General features: G+C 65.3%; 7 protein-coding genes. 4 read left to right on the top strand and 3 right to left on the bottom strand.

What is annotated here, in order from left to right; all coding sequences use genetic code 11:
• The coding region (locus B2W70_RS06790; RefSeq protein WP_286744093.1) for a phosphate acyltransferase at positions 1 to 553 on the top strand (553 nt) is incomplete at its 5' end.
• A 9-nt stretch (positions 554 to 562) separates the two neighbouring features.
• Positions 563 to 2,131, top strand: coding sequence for a TolC family protein (locus B2W70_RS06785; protein WP_286744090.1), 1,569 nt, complete (start codon positions 563 to 565; stop codon positions 2,129 to 2,131).
• A 124-nt stretch (positions 2,132 to 2,255) separates the two neighbouring features.
• Here the strand turns inward: B2W70_RS06785 and ilvC are convergent, their stop codons facing one another.
• The 3 genes from ilvC to B2W70_RS06770 form a co-directional block, all read right to left on the bottom strand.
• Positions 2,256 to 3,272: a ketol-acid reductoisomerase gene (gene ilvC / locus B2W70_RS06780; protein ID WP_058088710.1), complete on the bottom strand. Its 1,017-nt coding sequence runs from the start codon at positions 3,270 to 3,272 to the stop codon at positions 2,256 to 2,258.
• Positions 3,273 to 3,398: 126 nt separating this feature from the next.
• Positions 3,399 to 3,890 (bottom strand): acetolactate synthase small subunit, encoded by a 492-nt coding sequence (gene ilvN, locus B2W70_RS06775; RefSeq protein ID WP_058088709.1) that lies wholly within the window; start codon positions 3,888 to 3,890, stop codon positions 3,399 to 3,401.
• A 186-nt stretch (positions 3,891 to 4,076) separates the two neighbouring features.
• Positions 4,077 to 5,825, bottom strand: coding sequence for an acetolactate synthase 3 catalytic subunit (locus tag B2W70_RS06770; protein ID WP_286744087.1), 1,749 nt, complete (start codon positions 5,823 to 5,825; stop codon positions 4,077 to 4,079).
• A gap of 326 nt (positions 5,826 to 6,151) precedes the next feature.
• Here B2W70_RS06770 and B2W70_RS06765 point away from each other — a divergent pair, with 326 nt between their 5' ends.
• Positions 6,152 to 6,736 (top strand): RNA polymerase sigma factor, encoded by a 585-nt coding sequence (locus B2W70_RS06765; RefSeq protein ID WP_235513905.1) that lies wholly within the window; start codon positions 6,152 to 6,154, stop codon positions 6,734 to 6,736.
• Positions 6,733 to 7,044 (top strand): DUF3619 family protein (locus B2W70_RS06760; RefSeq protein WP_286744084.1); only part of this gene is annotated, 312 nt, incomplete at its 3' end. The genes B2W70_RS06765 and B2W70_RS06760, both read left to right, overlap by 4 nt.

The raw sequence follows: 7,044 nt of genomic DNA, 5'->3' as shown, positions 1-7,044 counted from the left end.
CAGCCATGCCTTCATCGCCGACGTGCCAGGCCGAGACGAGCCCCTGCTCATCACCGACGCCGCCCTCAACATCCAGCCCACCCTCGAAGCCAAACGCGACATCGCCCAGAACGCCATGGACCTGGCCCTGCAGATGGGACTGAGCCCACGCCTGGCGGTGCTCTCGGCCGCCAACGAGCCTGGCAGCACACTGACGTCGTCGGTGGACGCCCTGGCCCTGTGCAAACTGGCACAGCAAGGCCAGGTCACGGGTGGCCTCGTCGATGGCCCCCTGCCCTTCGATGCCGCCATCAGCCCGGAAGCCGCTCGGGTGCGACACGCCGATTCGCTCGTGGCGGGCCAGGCCAACGTGCTGCTCGTGCCCAACCTCGAAACCGGCGACATGCTGGTCAAGCAGCTGATCCACCTGGCCCACGCCGACGTGGCCGGCATCGTGCTGGGCGCCCAAGTGCCCGTGATCCTGCACAGCGCAACCGACACACCGCGCACACGCCTGGCGTCGGCCGCACTCGCATTGCTGCAGGCCCGCACCACCACCGCATCGAAGACCTGAACCTGAACCATGCATCAGCCACTTCAAGCCCTTGCGCCCCTCATCAGGCGTCCATTCCTGCCGCTCACCATCGGCGCATGGCTGCTGACCCTCACGGCCTGCACCACCATCGAAGTGAACTTGCCCCCTGGCCAGGTCCACGCTCCCGATCGCTTCACGCAAGTCAAGCCAGCCCCCCCCACCGATGACGAGCCGACTGACCTCTCTCGCTGGTGGCAAGGCATCCCCGATCCGACCCTGCATGCGCTGATCGAAAAAGGCCTGACCGCCAACGCCGACGTGCGCATCGCTGCGGCGCGCGTTCGCGAAGCCCGAGCCGTCGTCACCCAGGCCGAATCGGCCCTCTACCCCACCCTGGCCGCACTGGGCTATGCCGGACGCACCCAGCAGAACGAGGCGGGCGTGCAAACACCCAGCCAAGTGCAAGCGCCCACGTCGGTGCCAGGCCTGCCCTTGCCCCTGCCTAACCTGCCCCCCATCAGCCTGCCCAGCATCAACGCGCCCAAGCTGCCCATCAGCGCCTACAGCGGGCATGGCTTCGCGGCCACCTGGGAAGTCGACATCTTCGGCTCGCGCCGCAGCGACGCAGAAGCCGCCCGCAGCGCGGCCCTGGCCAACGAAGAGCGCCTGCACGGCGCCCAGTTGATGGTGGCTGGCGACATCGCCGCCAACTACGTCGAGGCGCGCAGCCTGGAGCGACGCATCGGCGTGCTCCAGCGCACCATCTCGCAGGCCGAGCGACTGCAACGCTACGCACAGGGTCGCTTCGACGCGGGCCAGGCCACGCGCTACGACGTCGACCGCGTGAGCGCGCAAGTGCAAGCCCTGCGCGGTGGCGCCGCCCCCCTGCAGACCTTGCTGCAATCGCGCCTGCGCCGCATGGCCGTGCTGACCGGTCAGGCACCTGAGCAGCTGCCCCAACTGCCCGCCCCCACCGCCCAGGCCCCCGCAGACGGCAGCGCCATCCCATCGAAGCTGCCCGCCGTGCTGCCCTCCGACGTGCTGGAGCGCCGCCCGGACGTGCGCGGCACCGCGCAGCTCGTGCGGGCCCGCGCTGCCCAACTTGGCAGCGCCAAGGCCGACCTGCTGCCGCGCTTTTACCTGGGCTTCCTGGCCAACGACGGTCGCATCGAGATTGGCGACCTCGGCGCCACGGGCCGCTTCACCTCCTGGGGCGCAGGCTTGTACCTGCCCATCTTCGAGGCCGGCCGCATCCGCGCTCGCATCCGTGCCTCCGACGCCCAGCTGGAAGCCGCCATCGCTCAGCACGAGCAGACCGTGCTCACCGCACTGGAAGACGTCGAGAACGCCTACGGCACCCGTCGTGCGCTGGATCAACGCTCCACTCAATTGCAATCGGCCTGGCTGACTGCAGATCAGGGCGCACGGCACGCCCAACGCCTCTTCGATGAAGGCAGCGGCCTGCTGCAGGGGGCCATCGAAGCCCGACTCTCTGCCCTGCAACGCGAAGACGAGCTCATCCAGGCAGAAACCGCGCGCGCCCTCGTCACCGTGGCCTTGTACAAAGCCGTCGGTGGCGGGTGGTCGGATCAACCCGCGCAGGACGCCAAACCTTAGTTGGCCATGCGGCATGACGCCGTGGCTGAATCAAGGCGCCCATCGACGCCCTCACGCCCACCCAAACAAACAGGCCGCGAAGGTTGCCCCTCGCGGCCTGCTTTGAAGATCAGATCAATTCAGATCAGTTCTTCGACTGGTCAACCAGCTTGTTCTTGGCGATCCAGGGCATCATGGCGCGCAGCTCGGCACCCACGGTCTCGATCGGGTGCACGGCGTTCAGGCGACGGCGAGCGGTCATGCTCGGGTAGTTCGTGCGGCCTTCCAGGATGAACATCTTGGCGTATTCGCCGGTCTGGATGCGCTTCAGAGCAGCGCGCATGGCTTCGCGCGACTTCTCGTTGATCACTTCCGTGCCCGTGACGTACTCGCCATATTCGGCGTTGTTCGAGATCGAGTAGTTCATGTTGGCGATGCCGCCTTCGTACATGAGGTCCACGATCAGCTTGAGCTCGTGCAGGCACTCGAAGTAGGCCATTTCCGGCGCGTAGCCAGCTTCGGTCAGGGTCTCGAAGCCCATCTTCACCAGTTCCACGGCACCGCCGCACAGCACGGCTTGTTCGCCGAACAGGTCGGTTTCGGTTTCTTCACGGAAGTTGGTCTCGATCACGCCACCCTTGGTGCCGCCGTTGGCAGCAGCGTAGGACAGGGCGATGTCACGGGCCTTGCCGGACTTGTCCTGGTACACAGCGATCAGCGAAGGCACGCCGCCGCCCTTGAGGTACTCGGAGCGCACGGTGTGGCCGGGGCCCTTGGGGGCGACCATGATCACGTCCAGGTCAGCACGGGGCACGACCTGGTTGTAGTGCACGTTGAAGCCGTGGGCGAAGGCCAGGGTGGCGCCTTGCTTGATGTTGGGGGCGACGTTGTTGTTGTACACCTCGGGGATGTTCTCGTCGGGCAGCAGGATCATGACGACATCGGCGCCCTTGACGGCGTCGTTGACTTCAGCGACCTTGATGCCAGCGGCTTCCACCTTGGACCAGGAGGCGCCGCCCTTGCGCAGGCCAACGGTCACGTTGACGCCGGAATCGCGCAGGTTCTGGGCGTGGGCGTGGCCTTGCGAGCCGTAGCCGATGATGGCGACGTTCTTGCCCTTGATCAGGCTCAGGTCGGCGTCCTTGTCGTAATAGACCTTCATGGGGTTCTCCGTAAGTCTCGGGCCGGTTGCGCACCGGCCTCGGTTCAGTGAGGGGTCAAAGAAAAGCGGGAAAGGTTCAGACGAGATCGCGCGCAGGCCGCAAAGCCCACGGGCAGCCAAGCGTCATCACACGCGCAGGATGCGCTCGCCGCGCCCGATCCCGCTGGTCCCGGTGCGCACGGTTTCAAGGATGGCGGCGCGGTCGATCGCTTCGATGAAAGCGTCGAGCTTGGCAGCGTCGCCAGTGAGTTCGATGGTGTAGGTCTTGTCGGTGACGTCGATGATGCGGCCGCGGAAGATGTCGGCCATGCGCTTCATCTCTTCACGCTCCTTGCCCACGGCGCGAACCTTGATGAGCATGAGTTCGCGCTCGGTGTAGGGGCCTTCGGACAGGTCCACCACCTTGACCACCTCGATGAGGCGGTTGAGGTGCTTGGTGATCTGCTCGATGACGTCGTCGGAGCCGGTGGTCACGATGGTCATGCGCGACAGCGAGGGGTCTTCGGTGGTGGCCACCGTCAGGCTCTCGATGTTGTAGCCGCGGGCGGAGAACAGGCCCACCACGCGGGACAGGGCGCCGGCTTCGTTTTCCAGCAGCAGGGCAATGATGTGTTTCATGTTGATCGTCCTGGCAAGGCTCCTGGGTCATCGGGGCGGTAACCCCGGCGCTGTGGCCTCGCGGTTCGATGTGATTCGGTTGTGTCGTTCAGCTTGGTCGCTGCGGTCTGCCACCCGAAGCGGGCGCCGGCAAGCGCCCGTCTGTGGCAGCCTGGGTCGGCCAGGCTCTCGTTGCGTTTCAGTGGATCAGAGGTCTTCCGAGCCCAGCAGCATCTCCGAGATGCCCTTGCCAGCCTGCACCATCGGCCACACGTTTTCGGTGGGGTCGGTGCGGATGTCCAGGAACACCGAGCGGTCCTTGAGCTTGATGGCCTCGCGCAGCGCGCCTTCCACGTCGGACGGGCGCTCGATCAGCATGCCGATGTGGCCATAGGCCTCGGCGAGCTTGACGAAGTCGGGCAGCGCGTCCATGTAGGAGTGCGAGTAGCGGCTGCCGTAGTCCAGCTGCTGCCACTGGCGCACCATGCCCAGGTAGCGGTTGTTCAGCGACAGCACCTTGACCGGCGTGCGGTACTGCAGGCAGGTCGAAAGCTCCTGGATGCACATCTGGATCGACCCTTCACCGGTGATGCAGAACACATCGGCGTCGGGCTTGGCCAGCTTGATGCCCATGGCGTAAGGCAAGCCCACGCCCATGGTGCCCAGGCCACCGGAGTTGATCCAGCGGCGGGGTTCCTCGAACTTGCTGTACTGGGCCGCGAACATCTGGTGCTGGCCCACGTCCGAGGTGATGTAGTAGTCGGTGCCGGCGGTCAGCTCGGCCAGCTTCTGCACCACGTACTGCGGCTTGATGACCTCGTCCGAGTTCTTGAACTTCAGGCAGTCGCGCTTCTTCCACTCGTTGACCTGGTTCCACCAGGCAGCCAGCGCGTTCTGGTCCGGCTTGACCTGCGACTCCTTGATCTGGGCGATCATCTCGATCAGCACGTCCTTGACGTCACCGACGATGGGGATGTCGACTTTCACGCGCTTGGAGATCGAAGACGGGTCGATGTCGATGTGGATGATCTTGCGCTCGACCTGGGCAAAGTGCTTGGGGTTGCCGATCACGCGGTCGTCGAAGCGGGCGCCCACGGCGATCACCACGTCGGCGTTCTGCATGGTCATGTTGGCTTCGTACGTGCCATGCATGCCCAGCATGCCCAGGAAGGTCTTGTCGGACGCGGGGATGGCGCCCAGGCCCATCAGGGTGCTGGTGCTGGGGTAGCCCAGCATGTTGACCAGTTCACGCAGCTCGTTGGAGGCCTCGCCCAGGATCACGCCGCCACCGGTGTAGATGTAGGGGCGCTTGGCGCCCAGCAGCAGCTGCACGGCCTTGCGGATCTGACCGCCATGGCCCTTGCGAACCGGGTTGTACGAGCGCATTTCCACCGACTCGGGGTAGTGGAAGGCGGTGGTCTTGAGCGAGACGTCCTTGGGCACGTCCACCACCACGGGGCCAGGGCGGCCGGTGCGGGCGATGTGGAAGGCCTTCTTCATGGTCGCGGCCAGCTCGGACACGTCCTTGACAAGGAAGTTGTGCTTGACGATGGGGCGGGTGATGCCGACGGTGTCGCATTCCTGGAAGGCGTCCAGGCCGATGGCCGGGGTGGGCACCTGACCCGTGATGATCACCATCGGGATCGAGTCCATGTAGGCGGTGGCGATGCCGGTGATGGCATTCGTCACACCCGGGCCCGAGGTGACCAGGGCGACGCCGACGTCGCCGGTGGCACGGGCGTAGCCGTCGGCAGCGTGAACGGCGGCCTGTTCGTGGCGCACGAGCACGTGCTCGATGGTGTCTTGTTTGTACAGCGCGTCGTAGATGTACAGCACGGCGCCACCGGGGTAGCCCCACATGTACTTGACGCCTTCTGCCTGCAGGCAGCGCACGAGGATTTCAGAGCCGTTGATGACGTCGCCGGTGTTGGCGATCGCGGCTTGGGACATTTCCATGATGGAAGAACCTTTCAGAATTTCTCTAACGAAAAACGATCGGTGCCCCTCTACACCGACGCGCCCCGCATCAAAAATGCATGGGGAACGGCAGCAGCACTGCGACCACGGATGGCCGTGTGCTCGCCCTTGTGAGGCGGATTTGGAGCCTGCGCGGCCTGCCACGGATGCCCTGTGGGGCAAACGACTCAGGCCAGATCGAGATGACGCAAAACAAACATTATCGCACCCCTGCGAGCCAATTCAAGTCAAACCCGGCTTGACAAGGGCTGGTGCCATAATGCGGCCGGCTCGAAACCACGGCCCGAAGCGGCCCGCCCCAGCGCTTGACCCCCCTGCCCACGCCATCCCGAGAAGAAGAACTCAACGCCTTCCTCAAAGGTGTCGAGTCGCGCGCCTTCCGGCGCACGGTGTACGCGGTTCGCCAGGACGACGCCGCGCTCGACATCGTTCAGGACGCCATGATCCGGCTGGCGCAAAGCTACGCCGACCGCCCGGCCAACGAATGGCCGATGCTGTTCCAGCGCATCCTCTCGAACGCCACCCTGGACTGGTTTCGGCGCCAGAAGGTGCGCAACGCGGTGTTCACCAGCATGGAAGAGATGGCGGGCTCTGCCGGTGGCGAAGATGGGGACTTTGACCTGCTGGAGGTCCTGGACGTGGAGGACACCGGCACGGAAGCTGCTGAAGTTCAGGTCAGCCGAGCCGAAACACTGAAACAAATCGAAGAAGAAATCGGGCAGCTGCCAGCGCGTCAACGGGAAGCGTTTCTGTTGCGTTACTGGGAGGAACTGGATGTTGCAGAAACGGCTGCGGCCATGGGGTGCTCCGAAGGGAGCGTCAAAACCCATTGTTCGCGAGCGGTTGCCGCACTGTCCAAGGCCCTGCAAGCCAGAGGGATCACATTGTGAAAACGCGCCAGACCACCCAGCTGAATGACGCCCAGCGCGAAGCGCTGCAGGCTCGCTTTGCGCTGCGCGTGACAGCGCGCCTGAACGAGGGCAACCAGGGGTTGCCGCACGACATCACCGAGCGTCTGCGCATCGCGCGTGAGCAGGCGGTTGACGCCGCACGCCTGGCCCAGCAGACCCGCTTGGGCGCGGTGGTCACTGGCGAGCTTGCCCCGGTGGGCTCGGCCGCCCTGGCCGGGGTGGGCGCCCAAGGCACCACCGTGCTGGGCGGCTGGAGTGAGGCCGGTCAGGCGCGCCAACCTGGCCAC

The sequence above is a fragment of the Aquabacterium sp. UBA2148 genome (genome assembly GCF_002328915.1).
Classification (GTDB): domain Bacteria; phylum Pseudomonadota; class Gammaproteobacteria; order Burkholderiales; family Burkholderiaceae_C; genus Aquabacterium; species Aquabacterium parvum.
Note: the sequence above shows the minus strand (reverse complement) of the source record. Positions and strands in the feature narration are given on the sequence as shown.